The organism is Bradyrhizobium sp. ISRA442, from assembly GCF_038085055.1.
In the GTDB taxonomy this organism is placed as follows: Bacteria; Pseudomonadota; Alphaproteobacteria; order Rhizobiales; family Xanthobacteraceae; genus Bradyrhizobium.
On sequence record NZ_JALGCN010000004.1, the window covers coordinates 316,335 to 331,763 of the forward strand.

The 15,429-nt window shown below is 64.0% G+C and carries 22 protein-coding genes; 15 read left to right on the top strand and 7 right to left on the bottom strand.

What is annotated here, in order from left to right; genetic code table 11:
- The first annotated feature begins 74 nt into the window (after positions 1-74).
- The 5 genes from minC (at position 75) to MTR72_RS11120 (ending at position 3,376) form a co-directional block, all read left to right on the top strand.
- Positions 75-764, top strand: coding sequence for a septum site-determining protein MinC (gene minC, locus MTR72_RS11100; RefSeq protein WP_280964193.1), 690 nt, complete (start codon positions 75-77; stop codon positions 762-764).
- Positions 765-785: 21 nt separating this feature from the next.
- A complete protein-coding gene (gene minD / locus MTR72_RS11105) occupies positions 786-1,601 on the top strand; it encodes a septum site-determining protein MinD (RefSeq protein WP_280964192.1) in 816 nt (271 codons plus the stop codon).
- Positions 1,598-1,876, top strand: a complete 279-nt coding sequence (gene minE / locus MTR72_RS11110; protein WP_280964191.1) for a cell division topological specificity factor MinE — start codon at positions 1,598-1,600, stop codon at positions 1,874-1,876. The genes minD and minE overlap by 4 nt, the downstream gene beginning before the upstream one ends.
- A 141-nt stretch (positions 1,877-2,017) precedes the next feature.
- Entirely contained in the window at positions 2,018-3,091 is a 1,074-nt protein-coding gene (locus MTR72_RS11115; RefSeq protein ID WP_341510359.1) for a linear amide C-N hydrolase, read from the top strand.
- A gap of 99 nt (positions 3,092-3,190) precedes the next feature.
- Positions 3,191-3,376, top strand: a complete 186-nt coding sequence (locus MTR72_RS11120; RefSeq protein WP_027572193.1) for a hypothetical protein — start codon at positions 3,191-3,193, stop codon at positions 3,374-3,376.
- A gap of 22 nt (positions 3,377-3,398) precedes the next feature.
- Here MTR72_RS11120 and MTR72_RS11125 read toward each other — a convergent pair whose 3' ends face one another.
- From MTR72_RS11125 to MTR72_RS11135, 3 genes are all read right to left on the bottom strand, one after another.
- Positions 3,399-3,644: a hypothetical protein gene (locus tag MTR72_RS11125; RefSeq protein WP_280964189.1), complete on the bottom strand. Its 246-nt coding sequence runs from the start codon at positions 3,642-3,644 to the stop codon at positions 3,399-3,401.
- 103 nt (positions 3,645-3,747) lie between these two features.
- Positions 3,748-4,275 carry a hypothetical protein gene (locus tag MTR72_RS11130; RefSeq protein ID WP_280964188.1) on the bottom strand — a complete coding sequence of 176 codons (528 nt, stop codon included), beginning with the start codon at positions 4,273-4,275 and terminating at the stop codon, positions 3,748-3,750.
- 109 nt (positions 4,276-4,384) lie between these two features.
- Entirely contained in the window at positions 4,385-4,765 is a 381-nt protein-coding gene (locus MTR72_RS11135; RefSeq protein ID WP_280964187.1) for a hypothetical protein, read from the bottom strand.
- Between the two features lie 130 nt (positions 4,766-4,895).
- On the opposite strand from MTR72_RS11135, the gene MTR72_RS11140 reads away from it, so the two are divergent.
- Positions 4,896-5,681 (top strand): SDR family NAD(P)-dependent oxidoreductase, encoded by a 786-nt coding sequence (locus MTR72_RS11140; RefSeq protein ID WP_280964186.1) that lies wholly within the window; start codon positions 4,896-4,898, stop codon positions 5,679-5,681.
- Here MTR72_RS11140 and MTR72_RS11145 read toward each other — a convergent pair whose 3' ends face one another.
- Both MTR72_RS11145 and MTR72_RS11150 read right to left on the bottom strand, forming a co-directional pair.
- On the bottom strand, positions 5,682-5,912 hold the full coding sequence (locus MTR72_RS11145) for a DUF6894 family protein (protein ID WP_280964185.1): 231 nt from the start codon (positions 5,910-5,912) through the stop codon (positions 5,682-5,684).
- Positions 5,913-6,291: 379 nt separating this feature from the next.
- The gene (locus MTR72_RS11150) at positions 6,292-7,332 is read right to left on the bottom strand and encodes a hypothetical protein (RefSeq protein WP_280964184.1); all 1,041 of its coding nucleotides are present in this window, start codon (positions 7,330-7,332) and stop codon (positions 6,292-6,294) included.
- A 342-nt stretch (positions 7,333-7,674) separates the two neighbouring features.
- On the opposite strand from MTR72_RS11150, the gene MTR72_RS11155 reads away from it, so the two are divergent.
- The 4 genes from MTR72_RS11155 (at position 7,675) to MTR72_RS11170 (ending at position 9,846) form a co-directional block, all read left to right on the top strand.
- Complete coding sequence (locus MTR72_RS11155; protein WP_445819571.1) at positions 7,675-8,271, top strand: L,D-transpeptidase; 597 nt, start codon at positions 7,675-7,677, stop codon at positions 8,269-8,271.
- Between the two features lie 104 nt (positions 8,272-8,375).
- Positions 8,376-9,374, top strand: a complete 999-nt coding sequence (locus MTR72_RS11160; RefSeq protein ID WP_280964182.1) for a hypothetical protein — start codon at positions 8,376-8,378, stop codon at positions 9,372-9,374.
- Between the two features lie 16 nt (positions 9,375-9,390).
- Positions 9,391-9,582, top strand: a complete 192-nt coding sequence (locus MTR72_RS11165) for a hypothetical protein (RefSeq protein WP_341510360.1) — start codon at positions 9,391-9,393, stop codon at positions 9,580-9,582.
- Between the two features lie 66 nt (positions 9,583-9,648).
- The gene (locus tag MTR72_RS11170; protein WP_280964180.1) at positions 9,649-9,846 is read left to right on the top strand and encodes a hypothetical protein; all 198 of its coding nucleotides are present in this window, start codon (positions 9,649-9,651) and stop codon (positions 9,844-9,846) included.
- Between the two features lie 26 nt (positions 9,847-9,872).
- Here MTR72_RS11170 and MTR72_RS11175 read toward each other — a convergent pair whose 3' ends face one another.
- A complete protein-coding gene (locus MTR72_RS11175; protein ID WP_280964179.1) occupies positions 9,873-10,307 on the bottom strand; it encodes a COG4315 family predicted lipoprotein in 435 nt (144 codons plus the stop codon).
- A gap of 118 nt (positions 10,308-10,425) precedes the next feature.
- A complete protein-coding gene (locus MTR72_RS11180; RefSeq protein ID WP_280964178.1) occupies positions 10,426-10,890 on the bottom strand; it encodes a MarR family winged helix-turn-helix transcriptional regulator in 465 nt (154 codons plus the stop codon).
- Positions 10,891-10,991: 101 nt separating this feature from the next.
- On the opposite strand from MTR72_RS11180, the gene MTR72_RS11185 reads away from it, so the two are divergent.
- The 5 genes from MTR72_RS11185 to MTR72_RS11205 all read left to right on the top strand — a co-directional run bounded on the left by MTR72_RS11185 (position 10,992) and on the right by MTR72_RS11205 (position 15,368).
- Entirely contained in the window at positions 10,992-12,914 is a 1,923-nt protein-coding gene (locus MTR72_RS11185) for an FAD-binding monooxygenase (protein WP_341510361.1), read from the top strand.
- Positions 12,915-13,076: 162 nt separating this feature from the next.
- Positions 13,077-14,123 (top strand): SH3 domain-containing protein, encoded by a 1,047-nt coding sequence (locus MTR72_RS11190; RefSeq protein ID WP_280964176.1) that lies wholly within the window; start codon positions 13,077-13,079, stop codon positions 14,121-14,123.
- A 162-nt stretch (positions 14,124-14,285) separates the two neighbouring features.
- Positions 14,286-14,564 (top strand): hypothetical protein, encoded by a 279-nt coding sequence (locus MTR72_RS11195; RefSeq protein ID WP_280964175.1) that lies wholly within the window; start codon positions 14,286-14,288, stop codon positions 14,562-14,564.
- Positions 14,565-14,772: 208 nt separating this feature from the next.
- The gene (locus MTR72_RS11200; RefSeq protein WP_341510384.1) at positions 14,773-14,979 is read left to right on the top strand and encodes a hypothetical protein; all 207 of its coding nucleotides are present in this window, start codon (positions 14,773-14,775) and stop codon (positions 14,977-14,979) included.
- Between the two features lie 26 nt (positions 14,980-15,005).
- Positions 15,006-15,368 (top strand): hypothetical protein, encoded by a 363-nt coding sequence (locus MTR72_RS11205; RefSeq protein WP_445819572.1) that lies wholly within the window; start codon positions 15,006-15,008, stop codon positions 15,366-15,368.
- Positions 15,369-15,429 lie beyond the last annotated feature (61 nt).

Genomic DNA, 15,429 nt, shown 5'->3' on the forward strand with positions numbered 1-15,429 from the left:
GGACATAATTAACCGGCCGTTAACCAAATCCGCCGCATCGTTAACCATTCAATAACGGGGACGAGTCGGCCGCCATGACGGCAGCAGCAAAACCTCAACGCCAGATGGTGCGCCTGCGCGGGCGATCCTACGTGGCCTTCGTGTTCGTGCCGACGGTGCCGATCCAGGACTGGCTCCAGGAGATCGACGCCACCATCACGCGCTCGCCGGGCTTCTTTGCCGGTCGGCCCGTGGTGATCGACCTGTCTTCGGTCGATCTCAGCCAGTCTGGTATCAGCCACCTGCTTGCGAGCCTTCAGGACCGCAACATCCGCGTGCTCGGCATCGAGGGCGTGGAGGAGGCGCGGTTGACCCCGGCCATGCCGCCGCTGCTCACCGGCGGGCGCCATTGCGTGATCGAGCCGACCGCGCCCAAGAAGCCGGAGACCAAGCAGCCGACCTCGCTGCTGCTCGATCACCCCGTGCGTTCGGGCCAGACCGTGATCTTCCCCGAAGGCGACATCACCATTCTCGGTTCGGTCGGCTCCGGCGCGGAGGTCGTCGCGGGGGGATCGATTCACGTCTACGGCGCGCTGCGCGGCCGCGCCATGGCCGGCGTCAACGGGCACACGAGCGCGCGCATCTATTGTCAGAAGATCGAAGCCGAACTGCTTGCAATCGATGGGTTTTACCAGACTGCGGACGACATCGACGCCGCCTTGCGCGGCAAGCCGGCGCAGGCCTGGCTGCAGGGGAATACCATGCGAATTACAGCACTGAACTGACCAGCAAAGGAGACATTTCAGATGAGTAAGGTACTGGTCGTGACATCAGGCAAGGGCGGGGTCGGCAAGACCACGACGACCGCCGCGCTGGGCGCCGCACTGGCGCAACGCGGCGACAAGGTCGTTGTCGTCGACTTCGACGTCGGCTTGCGCAATCTCGACCTCGTGATGGGCGCCGAACGCCGCGTCGTGTTCGACCTCATCAACGTGGTGCAGGGCGTCGCCAAACTGCCGCAAGCACTGATTCGCGACAAACGGTTGGAAAATCTCTGGCTGCTGCCGGCCTCGCAAACCCGCGACAAGGACGCGCTGACCGAGCAAGGCGTGGGCAACGTCATCGCCGATTTGCGCAGCCGGTTCGACTGGGTGATCTGCGACAGCCCGGCCGGCATCGAGCGCGGCGCCTCCATGGCGATGCGGTTTGCCGACGAGGCGGTGATCGTCACCAATCCCGAGGTCTCCTCGGTGCGCGACTCCGACCGTATCATCGGCATGCTCGATTCCAAGACGGTGCGAGCCGAGAAGGGTGAGCGCGTCACCAAGCACATCCTGATCACGCGCTACGATTCCTCGCGCGCTTCGCGCGGCGAGATGCTCAGCATCGACGACATCCTCGAGATCCTGGCGACGCCGCTGCTCGGCATCATCCCGGAGAGCCAGGACGTTCTGAAGGCATCCAACGTCGGCACGCCCGTGACGCTGGCGAATACCGACGGTGCCCCGGCGCGCGCCTATATCGACGCGGCCAAGCGCCTCTGCGGCGAGAACGTTGCGATGCACGTTCCGGCCGAGCGCAGAGGTCTGATGGACCGCCTGCTGCGACGGAGGGCTGCATGAGCATGGGTCTCCTTCGGCTTCTCCGCGGCAACAAGGCTTCCGCTCCCGTCGCCCGCGAACGGTTGCAGATCCTGCTTGCGCATGAGCGTGGACTGCGCGGCCAACCCGATCTGCTCGGCGTGCTGCGCGAGGAAATTCTCGCCGTTGTGTCGAAACACGTTACGCTCGATCCGACCAAGGTGATCGTGCGGCTCGAGCGCGGCGACGAAGTGTCGACGCTCGAGGTCGACATCGAGGTGCCCAACGACATCGAACGCAAACGGGCGGTCGGATAGGGGATCCGGCCGGGGTCGTCTGACTTTGGGGTGGAAGACAGGCAGTCCGCTGGCCGCAGCGGGCTGCCTTCATATCCGGCTTCGCCGCTAGATTGCCATCAAGCCATGTTGCGCTCTCAGCTTGTCGAATGGGTATTCGCCATGCTGCAGAGACACTTCGTTCGCCAGCGCGCATTGTCGGCTGGCCTCGCCGCGCTGCTTGCGGCCACGCCCGCGGTCGCATCGGCCTGCACGCGTCTGGTCTATCACGGGGTCAATGGCCAGGTGATCACCGCACGGACGATGGACTGGAGGAGCGACGTCGCGACCAATTTGTGGATCTTCCCGCGCGGCATGGCGCGCAACGGCGAGGTCGGGCCGAATTCGCTGAAATGGACGTCGAAATACGGCAGCGTGATCGCCTCGGGCTACGACATCTCGACGACCGATGGGCTGAACGAGGCGGGCCTCGTCGCCAACGTGCTGTGGCTCGTGGAGTCAGAATATCCAAAGTTCGACCAGAGCAGGCCGGGGCTGACGATCGCAGCCTGGGCGCAATATATGCTGGACAATTTCGCGACGGTGCAAGAGGCAGTCGATGCGCTCGCGAAGGAGCCGTTCATCATCGTCACCGACAACGTGCCGGGTGAGAAGCGGCTTGCGACGCTGCATCTGTCGATCTCGGATGCGACCGGCGATAGCGCCATCGTCGAATACATTGGCGGCAAGCAGGTCATCCATCACGATCGCAAGTATCAGGTAATGACCAATTCGCCGGTGTTCGACGAGCAACTCGCGCTCAACGCCTATTGGGAGCAAATCGGCGGTACTGTGTTCATGCCCGGCACGAACCGTGCGTCGGATCGTTTCTCGCGCGCGAAATTCTACGTCAACGCGATCCCGAAGGACGAGAATCCCAACCGCGCGGTCGCGAGCGTCTTCAGCGTCATCCGTAACGTCTCGGTTCCCTTCGGCATCACAACGCCGAACGAGCCGAACATCTCCTCGACGCGCTGGCGCACGGTCGCCGATCAGCAACGAAAGCTCTATTTCTTCGAATCCGCGCTGACGCCGAACACGTTCTGGGTCGACCTTCAGAAGATCGATTTCTCGCCCCAAGGCGGCAAGGTGAAAAAGCTCGATCTCGGTCCCGACCAGGACCACACCTATGCCGGCGATGCCACAGCCAGCTTCCACGAAGCCGCGCCGTTCAAATTCCTGGGCCTGCCGATGTGATCGGCGTCGGGCGGAACGGGACCGGTGCCTCAATCGTTGTGAGGAACCCGCGGGGAGAACAGAGCGATCACCGCGGCTTCGCCATACGGGAGAGTGCCCATGATGTCCGAGGTCCAGGTCCACACCGTCGCGCGGCAGATGCTGGAACAGCACGGCTTCGCTGCGATTGCAAAGGCGGCGGAACAGGCGCAGGCCTGCGAGGGCCGCGGCGAGGCGGAGGAAGCCAAGGAATGGCGTCACATCGTCGATGCCATGAAGATCATGCGCGGGCCGCATCAGAGCTGACTCGCGGAAACTGCGAACGCGCTCAGCGCTCCTCGCGATCGGTCCCTTGCGCCGGAGTTCGGTGCTGAGTTTGCGCTTGGCCGCGCTCGCCCGTCTCCTTGCAGGGAAGCTGCTCCCACGATCCGTCCGGCGCCTGCTGATAGGCGCTGCAAGTTGACGTGGCTGCCTTATCCTCGCCCTTTTGGGCCTCGGAATTCCTCGCCAGCGACGGCACCGTCAGCACCGCGGCGGCGAACGCGCCGACAAGAACGGCATGAACAATCCGCATGAGGTTCTCCTGTTCGAAGATGCCCGCATGCTGGCGAGGATTGTGACGATTGTTTGCCGATGTGGCGGTTCCGTGGCGGCATGCTTAACCCTGGCGCGAACGTTCACTGCCCAGCGGGTTCGATGGCCATCTCGTTGCGGCGGGCGCAGGCGCGCAGCCAGCCGATGACGCCCGGATGCACCGAAAACTCGTAATTGTCCTCGACCACCTTGGCCTTCACAGCCACCACTGAACCCTTCTCGATTGCTGCAGCCAGTACAGCGTCATGCTGCGGGAAGATGCCGATTTCATCGGATCCCTCGACCTGCGCGGAGAACGCGCCGAACGGCTCATCGGCGATCTTCAGCGTCGCCTCGAGGGCTTCGCCTTCCGGCAGCTTGAGCTTGGAATCCTTCAGCATCAAGATCAGCCCCTTTGCGCGGCCCACGATCAGGAAGATGCCGAGACGACGCGAGGGCTTGTCCGTGCCGAGGAGATAGTGGCGGCGGATGAGCAGGCAGGGCGCTCCACGTTCCCTGCGGAAAGCCGCACCTGCCGGCCCGCGACAGGCTTGTCCGCGGTCGCGGCAAGCGCGGGCAGCGCCAAATTCGCGGCCACGAGCGCCGCAAGCGCCGCTGTCCGGCGCTTCCAATGCATATGACTCGCGGGCATGGCCCCTCGCGCGTTGTCCTCAGCTCGAGGATTGGACGCGAGAGAAGGGCCTGAGGTTCACAAATACCTCGAGCTGCGTCGCCGGCCCGCTAGCTCTTGCTGCGGATGAAGCCGGCGAGATTGGCCTTTTGGGCCTCGCACCAGCCCGGCAGGCCGAGACGGCGCTGGTCGAGATCGGTGCTCTGGGTCGCCACCGCCACTTCCGACATGAGCGCGTCGTCCTGCTTCTCGCCCATCTTGCCGCCGGTGTGCATGTAGGCAATCGCCTTGCGCACCTTCTCGGTGGTGTCATCGGGAAGGTGCATCTGCTGCGCCTTCTGCACCAGGTCCTGATAGACCACATCGGTGTTGGGACATTCGACCTTGGCCGCGAAGGCCTGCAAGACCATCGTCACATAGACCGACCGCGGCTCAGCCTGGGCCGGCGCTGCGATCAGCAACAGGCCCGCGATCAGAAAACCATAGCGCATCCTTGGTACCTCCCCGATTTTCCGGGAAGGCTAGCGTCCATGGCCGCGATCCGCAATGGTGCCGGGGCGTAATTGTCGACCGTCCAGGCGCTACGCTATCGTGAACGTCATCCTGGTCAGGGAGAGCGACATGAGCCTCTTGAGCACGCCATTTGATCCCGTCCATGACACGGCGGTCGTCACCGGCGCGGGTAACGGCATCGGCCGTGCGATCGCCTTGGCCCTGGTCGGCGAGGGCGTGCGTACCGTGTTTGCCGACGTCAGCGCGGAGCGGGTGACTGCCGCAATCGGCGCGAGCAGCAGGCCTGACCTCGCGGTGCCATGGGTCGGCGATCTCGCCAATTTACAAGCTTGCGATGCGCTCCTTGCCGCGGCCTTAGCAGCATTGGGCGAGGTGACGCACTTCGTCCACAGTGCATCCCCACCGCGGCGCGAGGCCGATCACGCCTTCGCCGTCGATCGCAAGACCTGGCAGGAGATGCACGCCGTCAATCTCGATGCTGGATTTCATCTGGCGCGCGAAATCGCCAAACGGCTCATCATTGCCAAGCGTGCGGGTTCGTTCCTGTTCCTCACCTCTCTGCACGCGGGCACGCCGCGCAACTTGCCGCATTATTCGACGGCGAAGGCTGGAATGGCGATGCTCGTCCGGGAGCTGGCCAAAAGCTTCGGTCGCCACAACATCCGCGTCAACGCGCTGGTGCCCGGCGCCATCGCGGCCGGCGGCTTCGTGGCGGATGCCTCGCTCGCAAGACACATCCCGCTCGGTCGGCTTGGTCAAGCCGAAGATCTTGCGCCGATGGCGCTGGCAGTGCTGTCGAACAAGGTATCAGGCTACGTCACCGGCGCTGCCATCGTGGTCGATGGCGGACTGTCGCTGACGAACTGGTTCGAGGCGCCGATTCTGGACGCCTAGCTAGCGTCGCCAGGCCGGCACCGGATCGAGCGGAGTACGATAAAGTTCCTTGTGATCGCGATCGGTGACGCGCACCGAGCAACCCTTCTTCTGGAGCTCGGGCTTCACCTGCGACAACTCGCACGCCAATTGATCGGCGCGATCAGATGCCACCTCGAGATCTTCGAGGATGATACTGCCCTGGTTCTTGAACTCTTCACCAACCACAAGGTCGAAATAGTAGTAGGGCATCTTAAATCCCCCTGTGTCACGACACGTCTCAACCCGGCTCGGATGGTACCACTGAGTCGATCTTTCCCGAATGAAGCTCGCGCGCAATCTCTGTGCTTATGGCGCAAAAATCATGTGCAACATGTGAGTGAGTTAAGATTTTATTAAACATGTCGGCGCGATGATCACGCCATGGAATTGCAACAGAACCGGGCTCCGGGAACCGGCAGTTGCAAGAGAAGGCCGGCGGCATAGATCCCGACGGCCTTTTCTCTTTCACAGGCGACCGCAATATCGGTCACCGTAGTCGTCCGGACTTAAACCGTCACATCGACTCGGTCAGCGTCGTGCGCACGCATGCACATGCGTGCCTTGGCGTTTGAGTCGCGCGCGTGTTAGTTCAGCGCACCGGCATCGGCGGACGCACGACAGGTCCGTCATCGTCAGCGACGGCCTGCGAAGACATGGGTGCGACTGACGGCGGCGGAACGGCGGCGGCTTGCGATGGCGGCGGAGGCGCGGGCGCATATGTCGGCACGTAGGCCGGTGTCGCGACCGGCTTCGGCCTGCGCACCGGTGGCACTGCTGCTGGCCGCGCCGGCAGTGCGGAGACTCTTGCACGCGGCGGCTCGGCGGGCTTCGCCTCGGCCGGCTTCGGCGCGGTTGCCTTCGCCATTTCGCGCGCCATCTGCTCCTGTCCAGCCTTCAGCTCGGCAATGTTTGTCTTGAGTTGCTCGATCTGCTGCGCCATCGCGGCGATGTCGCGCGTCATCGCTTGCGCCGATTGCACTGGATCAGGCGCGGCTGCCGCAGTGCTGTTCTGAGCCGCAGGCGGCGTTGCTTGAGCTGCGGGCGGCGTCGCCTGAGCTGCCGGTGGCGTCGTCTCGACAGTGGGCGGTGTTGCCGGCTGATCGGCGACCTGGTCCGCTGGCGCCTGAGGAACGGGTTGTGCGGCTTGCTCAGCAACTGCCGGCGTCGCCTGAGGCGTCGCAGACGTGAGCGAGGACGTCAGCGCGGGCACCCATTCGGCGATCATCTGTATTGCGGTATCCCCGTGCTTTTCCCAGGCGACGGTGGCCGCGGCGCTGCCCGCGGCAAACAGCAACGTGACGAACGCGCCACCGAGCCATTTGCTGACGGACGATCGCTTACGCCTGTTCGGCAGATCGCCGGCGGCCGCGCGAACGGCCGTATCGACGGACGGCGCTGCCGCCAGTGCTGCGGCGGCCAAGTTGATCTTGGGAGTGATCTTGGGCTCCGGACGGCTCGCAGCCTCCGGCGTCTTCGCAACCTCCGGGGCCAAGGTCGGCGCGTCGTTGCCGGGACGCGAGGCCATAATCACGTCGGGCGAAATCTGCAGCGCATCGTGGGGATCGTTGTCCTTGATCGTGTCCTTCACGATTTCATCGACGATTTGCTTGCTGTTCAGCGTCGCGAGCATCGCAGCTCCTTTGCAGCCTTGTCGTTGAAGCCTTGGTCGTCCGCATTTGCGCGAGCCGATTGATTGAGTCCAGCCACCCCAAGCCCTGATGCGCACGAGTCCAGTCGGGTTTGACCAAAGCAAGGCGGCGGGATGGAGACAGTGCGGCGGTCTCCCGCCGTTTGCGGTGATGGAACCCGGGGCAAAAAACACGCGGACGTGTTCCATGCTGCCTTCTTTTCAGCACGATTTGGGCGGCATCTAGTGCTGCTGGGGGCGTTAATTGATCCGCTAGGGGGGCAGGCGGTGCCAAGATCCTTAATCGCTCTTTTCGTTGCTGCCTTGCTTCCGCTCGGCGGCTGCATGCAAGCGACCCTTTCGCCATCGACCGATGCGAGCATGACGCCGCGCGACCGGCAGTTGCTGGCGCACACACCTTACGCGCAGGCGAACGTGCCTGAGCAATATCTCCGCCACATCGTCGACTACTCCCGCAAGGAGCAGCCCGGAACGATCCTGGTCGATACGAACGCGCGTTATCTCTATTACGTGCTGCCGAACGGTAAGGCGATCCGCTACGGCGTTGCAGTCGGCGAAGAAGCCATGGCGTTTTCCGGCGTGGCGCGGGTCGGCCGGATGGCGGAGTGGCCGGACTGGATTCCGACACCTGAAATTCAGGCGCGCCTCGGGCCGTATCCGTCGCGCGTTGCAGGCGGCCCAGCCAATCCGCTTGGCGCGCGGGCGCTCTATCTCTACGCCGGTAACAAGGACACGCTCTACCGTATCCATGGCACCAACCAGCCTGAATATATCGGGCAGGCGATCTCGTCGGGCTGCATCCGGATGCGCAATGAGGACGTGATCGATTTGTTCGACCGGGTGAAGCTCGGCTCAACGGTGGTGGTGCTGCCGCCCGGGCAGAGCGCGCAAGCGGAGACGGGAGCGAGCTGGCGCGGGTGAGCGCGTCGTCAGGAGCGCCCAGCGTTTGCGGACAATTTTAGTCATTCTCTTGCGGCGTCTGTAATACTTCGCGTCTAGCGTGCAGCCCGCAAGGGGTTGCTCGCATGTATCTCGTCAAGAATTCTCCGCGTGCGCTGTTCGCTGCGCTGATTCCGCTCGCTATCGTGGAAGCCGTGCTGATGGTGTTCGCGATTGCCGGCGGACAGGTGACGGATCCCGCCGGCGTGCCGGCACCGGATCAGATCGTCGCGTTCTATGCCGGGCGCATGGCCATGAACGCGGCCCTGCTGTTTGCCGGTCATATCATGCTGCGGCAGTGGACGATCTCGAGCCGGCTCGCTTACGGTCTCATGGGCGGCGTCATGGCGGCCGTGAGCTGCGGCATTGCGATGCGCAATCACATTCAGCTTGCAGCGCCGGGCGACGGCACGGTCGTGACGATTGGACTGCTGCCGACGATCGCCGGAATGATCGGCGGATTTCTCTACGGCCAGTTTGCCGGCCTGAGCCCGGTCGCGGGCGCAGCGCGCGTCGCGTCCGGTGAAGCCGCCGCGGGTGGGTCGGAATGCCTGGCTGCACCGCTCGTGTTCGACGGCCCGGTCCAGGTCCGCACCTCGATCGCAGGGATAGCGATCGCCGCAGTCATGCCTGCGACGCTGGCAACGATTCTGCCCTACACCCTGCTGCCGCTGCTCATGCACGGCTTCGAGGACAAGAGCACCGCGCACATCTTCGCGGCCGTGATCCCGGCACAGACCTTCCTGACAATGCTGGTCGTCACGGTGATCCCGTCGACCATCTTCATGCTTTGCGTGCATCACATCGCGCGGGCGATGGGCCGGTGCCGTGCCTGGGAATATGCGGCGATCGGAGCCGCGATAGCGTTCGCATGCATGCTGCTGCTCGCGCTCATGGTGCCGCTCCTCACCGTCCTGTTGGTGCCGGCTGCGTTCTGCGCGGCCGTGATGGGCGCACTCTACCGACGCTTCGCCGGCATCGAGCCCTTGCCGTTGCCGGAGGCCGTGATCGCAACCGATTCCAACACACTCGTCGGTGCCGATCATCCGTCGCGACGCCAGCACGGCGTGATCCTCAGCAACTGACTGCCGAGGAGGGATCGTGAAGGAGCTTGCGGCGCTCGGCGCAGGTCTGCTGATCGCGGCAGTGGCGGCGCTCTGGTTCACGACCAAGCCCGTCCTGGTGAAACAGGAAATCAGGCCGCTCCAGGCGAGCGCGGACGCGCCGACATTCAGCCCGTTATCGCCGAATGCGCGGACCAAAATAGGCGCCTGTTGGAACCAAAAAAGGTGAATTGCTTCACAGCGGATTCGTACCCGCTGCGCTATGTCTCAATGGCTCGTTGCCATTGGAGGCATCATGCAGAAATTCCTTTATCAATTGAATGAAAGCGACCGCCGGATTGCGCGGAAGTGGCGATTGGCCACGCTCGGCTTTTATGGATCGATCCTGGCCGGAATGGTCCTTTACATGGCGTTGCACTGGAATCCGGAGGTGAATTACGCCTCTGCTGACTCCACGGCGCATGTGAAGATCGTAAGCCCTTCACGGCATTGAGACCGCGTGTGGTTTGATTTCGCGCCTTACTGCTCTGGCCGCGCTATGCGCCACTGCAGGGTTGTTGCGTTGCCGTTGGTATCGCCCGGCGTTTTGTCGGCAGGCGAGGTGTAGAGCGGGCGATAGCGATAGGCCCACATCTTGCTACCGTCATTGCGTGTGATGACGGTGAAGTCGCCGATAGCCTTGGCGTCGGTGGGCGCGGCCAGTGGCGTCCAGCTCTCGGTGCATTTGCCGTCGCAGCTCGACGACTTGCCGCTCGTATCGCGCTCGTAATAGTAAAGCGTCATGCCCTTAAGATCGACGAGCTTGGGGCCTTGCTTGGTCAGAACGACGCGAGCCGGCGCAGTCGTCGTCTCGGGCTTCGGCGGCGGAGGGGCGTCACCGCCGCCATGGCCGTTGGCGAACGCAGGGCCGGTCGCGAGCGCGACCGCCGCGGCAGCAATGACGAACCTGAACATCGAAAACCCCCGACCAGCAAAGTTAATCGCGCGCTAAGCGCCGAATAGCGCCGACGCTAGCAGCCGAAGGTTAGCTCCTGGTTTCGCGACCCTGCGACAAATACGGTCAGAATACGGGCTATGCCTGCACGTCGCGCAGCGGCGCGCGGCTGAGGTCGTTTCCGGCGGCGATGGCCTTGCGCAAGAGCCGCATCAGCTCCTCGCCCTCCTTGGCGGTGAGGCCGCGCAGCATGATGCGCTGCGCGGATTCGACGGCGGGCGTGATCTTGCGCAGGGTGCGGCGGCCCTCGTCGGTAATCTCGAGCTCGCGTGCACGGCGGTCACGGCTAGAGGCGCGGCGCTCGGCGAGACCTTTCTGCACGAGGCGGTCGACCACACCGGTGATCGTGGTACGGTCATAGGCGATCAGTCCGGCCAGGGTCACCTGGTCGAGCCCCGGATTGGCCTTGATGGTCGCGAGCGCCGCGTATTGCACCGGCGTCAGGTCGAAGCCGGCATCCTCGACTTCGGCCAGGAACACCGCCACGGCAATCTGCTGGAACCGGCGCGCCAGATGCCCGGGCATGTCATTGTTGTCTTTCACCGAATTCTCCTCAGCGCGGGGAAGGGTGGATCGTTGACAAGTATACTGATAGTCAGCATACTGAGCAATATCCAAACAGAACGTGACCGGGAGAAGTGCTCATGCAATTCCATCTCAATGGATTTCAGCCGGGCGATCCCGAAATCGCCGATCCCGCCGAGCGCGTTCAGCCCCCGGGCGCAGCAGGAGCCGTTCCGTCAGAGGTCGATGTGCTCATCGTCGGGTGTGGTCCGGCCGGCCTGACGCTCGCCGCCCAGCTCGCCCAATTCCCTGACATCAAGACCTGCATCGTCGAGCAGAAACCGGGCCGGCTGCTGGTCGGCCAGGCCGACGGCATTGCCTGCCGCACCATGGAAATGTTTCACGCCTACGGTTTCAGCGAGCGTGTGCTGAAGGAAGCCTATTGGGTCAACGAGACGACGTTCTGGAAGCCGGACGCGCGGACCTCGGAAACCATCGTCCGTAGCGGCAGGGTGCAGGACGTCGAGGATGGGTTGTCGGAATTCCCGCACGTCATCCTGAACCAGGCGCGCGTGCACGACGGCTTTCTCGACGTCATGCGCAAATCGCCGGCTAAGCTCGAGCCCTATTACAGCCGGCGTCTGCTCGACCTTCAGGTCGATCCTGCCGCCGGTGCCGCCGACCACGCGGTGACCGTCCGTCTTGCCCGGGTCGATTCCGAGCACGAAGGCGAGGTCGAGACGATCAGGGCGCGCTACGTCGTCGGTTGCGACGGGGCGCGCAGCACGGTGCGCAAATCGATCGGCCGCGAGCTGCACGGCGATTCCGCCAACCACGCCTGGGGTGTCATGGACGTCCTGGCGGTGACCGATTTTCCGGACATTCGCTTCAAGGCGCTGATTCAGTCGGCCAAGGACGGCAGCCTTCTCATCATTCCGCGTGAAGGCGGCTACATGGTTCGCATCTATGTCGAGCTTGCCAAGCTCGATGTCGGCGAACGCGTTGCCAACCGCAACATCACCGCCGACGACGTGATCGCCAAGGCGCAGCGGATCCTCAATCCGCACAAGCTCGAGGTGAAGGAGATCGCCTGGTGGTCGGTCTACGAGATCGGTCAGCGCCTCACCGACAAGTTCGACGACGTGCCGGAGGCCGAGGTTACGACGCGCCTGCCGCGCGTCTTCATCGCCGGCGATGCCTGCCACACCCATAGTCCCAAGGCGGGGCAAGGCATGAACGTCTCGATGCAGGATGCCTTCAATCTCGGCTGGAAGCTTGCCGCGGTCCTCGGAAAGCAATGCGCTCCATCGCTGTTGCACTCCTACTCGGCAGAACGTCAGGCTGTCGCGAAAGAGCTCATCGATTTCGATCGCGAATGGGCGGGCATTCTCGCTTCGGCGGCCAAGGCCGGCGGGGCCGATGCGGCCGAGACGCAAGACTATTTCGTGAGGCACGGTCGTTACACGGCCGGAACCGCGACGCATTACCGTCCGTCGATCATCACCGGCGCGACGTCCCACCAGAACCTCGCCGAAGGTCTCGTCATCGGCAAGCGCTTCCACTCCGCGCCGGTGATCCGCCTTGCCGACGCAAAGCCGGTTCATCTCGGCCATGCGGCGCGGGCGGATGGCCGTTTCCGCATCTATGCGTTTTCGCGCGCTGAAGATCCGGCTGCGGTCGGCTCTGCCATTCGTGCGTTGTGCAGCTTCCTGATGGAGGCGCCGGAGTCGCCGGTCCGCAAGTTTACGCCGGCGGGTGCCGACATCGATGCCGTGATCGATCTGCGTGCGGTGTTTCAACAGGATCACCGCGACCTCGCGATCGGGGCCATGCCCGCGCTGCTTCTTCCGCGCAAGGGCCGCTACGGCCTGATCGACTACGAGAAGATGTTCTGTGCCGACCTCAAGAGCGGCCACGACGTTTTTGCCATGCGCGGTATCGATCGCAAGGCGGGCTGCATGGTCGTGGTGCGGCCGGACCAGTACGTCGCGCATGTACTGCCGCTCGACGGCTTTGCCGAGCTTGCGTCGTACTTCGACGCCTTCATGTTGCAAGCGCACTGACAGGTGGCGTCGCTGTCGTTTGCTTCGTCCATGAACGGCGGATGAATATTGAACCCGCGCGCGGCACGCATACCGCGCGCATCGATCTTTTGGCGGATACAACGACAGCGCGCGGAACGCTCGTTCCGCTTGGACGTTCCGACTTCAGAGGAGGAACACGCCATGAGACTCAAGAGTGTTTTGCTTGCCGCATTGCTGCTCGCACCGACGGCCGCGTTGGCCGCGCCGGGCATCGTCACCGTCTCGACCGGACTGCGCGCCGGGCCGGGATCGGGCTTTCCCCTGGTCGATCGCATCCCTGGGGGCACCCGCGTCAACATCCATGGCTGCCTGAGAGGCAATGCCTGGTGCGACGTGAGCTTCTCCGATGATCGCGGCTGGGTATCGTCGCAATATCTCGAATACCTCTACCGGAATCACTACGTCTATCTTCCCGACTTTGCCGACGAGATCGACGTGCCCGTCGTTCCCTTCGTGCTGAGCTCGTACTGGTCGAGCTACTACGCGGGGCGGCCCTGGTATCGCCGCCACGCCTACTGGAATAACTACTGGACCTCGCACGAGCGTTTCGCGACGCGGGTAACGCTCGATCCGCGCGCGGCCCGCATCGGTCGTGCCGCGACGCGCGACGCCGCGATCGCACTCGGACGCACCGGCACAACTGTCAGAGGCAACGCCGCGATCTCCGGTCGCGATGCCGCCGCGGCGCGCCGCAACGCCGCGGTCGCGACGCGCGAGGCAACGACCGCGAGGCGCGGTGCCGGCATCGAGAGGCGAGGCATTGCGACCGCAAGGGGCAGCGCGGCGATCGCGAACGAGCGCGCCGGCATCCGCCGTGGCGAGCGTTTCGCTCACGAGCGGGCCACCGTGCAGGGTCGTAACCCGAACGCCGCGCAAGCGCGCATGACGACGCATGAGCAGGCTGCGGGTCGCGCCGCTGCTCGTGTGCAGCCGATGGCGCGCGGCCACGAGGCTCCGCGTGTGTCAGCCGCACCTGCGGCCCGCCCAGCTCCGCATATGGCGCAGCCTAATGTGAGCCACGGCTCGCCGATGAACGCGCGTGCACAGCAGATGCCGGCGCCGCGCGCGGCTGCGCCCGCGATGCCGCATGCCGGTGGCGGCGGTGGTGGTGGTGCGCCGCATATCAATGCCGCACCGCATGGCGGCGGCGCGCCGGGCGGCGGACCTGGCGGCCATCAGAAGCATTAGGCCTATCCAAAAGCCCGGCGCTCGCGCCGGGCTTTTCCTTTGGCTGGAAGCAAGGCGCCTACAATTTAAGACAGTTCTTCGTGGACAGTTTTCATCGATCGAAATATTTCTACCCAAAGATGTAGTCATCCACTCGGGGCAGCGGGGCACGGGAGGATGACGATGAGACAGAGCCAAGCGGAGACGCGCCGCCAAAATGTCGCGAAGCGTTCGATGGCCAAGGAGGCCAAGCAACTCACCGGCCTGATTGCCGGGCTGCACAAGTCGCTCGAAGATATCCGTAAGCAGCGGGCAAACACGAAATTGTCCGGCGCCGAGATCGGCCTTCTCGATGAGCGGCGCAACAATCTGCTCCTGACCATCGCGGCCCTGGACGATCGTCTGTCCGCCGTGCAGGGCCTGATCGATCTCGGCCGTCCGCACATCATCCGCGTCCACTGAACGGTTTGCCGCGTTCTCGGTTCCGTCGCGGCGGCGATGGACCCGGCCGGGCTGACGCCCGACCAACAGCAGAATCGGTAACGTGACGCGCCGCATTGCTCCTTCGCACCATCTGAACCGACGCGGGTCCACAATGCTGCCGTGGACTGCACCAAATTGCCACATGTCCGGCGAATTGCCGCCAAAGCCCGCTGCCACGACGGGCAGGGTGCAGAGCAACGCTAGGGGATGCGCATTGGCCTACAAAATGGTCGCAGAACGCGACAACGAGAAGTACAGTTTTGCGCGCGAGAGCCGGCTCCTGATCGTGGCAAAGGCGAGGGTGTGGGCAAGCGAGGGATGGCGGGTCGTCATCACCGATGAGGACGGCAAGGCGTACGCGCCGAGCGAATTCGATCAATTGCTGGCGGCGTGACCGCGCGGCGGGGTTAGGGGACGACGTTGATAACGCTATTTCGGCCGGGGCGCGATCGCATCGCGCCTCTTGTGACTCTTGCCGCCGCCGTCGTGCTGGCGGCGACTGTGGCATCCGCGCAAAATCTCGACGCCGGCAAATCCCCGGCCAAGCTTTTCGCGGACGGCTGCGCGACCTGTCATCGCAGCCCTCGTGGGCTTGCAAAGGGGCGCTTCAGTCTGACGCTCACCTGGTTCCTGAAGGACCACTACGCGACCAGTTCCGACTCTGCCAAGGCGCTCGCCTCGTATCTGGAATCCGTCGATACCGCCCCGCGCACAGCAACCAAGCCTGCGGCGCGCTCGCCGCGCTCTACGCCGCGTCCGCCTCGACCCGTGCAGGATCATTAGTGAGATGTGTAGGGTGGGGTAGCGAAGCGTAACCCACCTCTTCGCGCGTGGCGACGGAAGT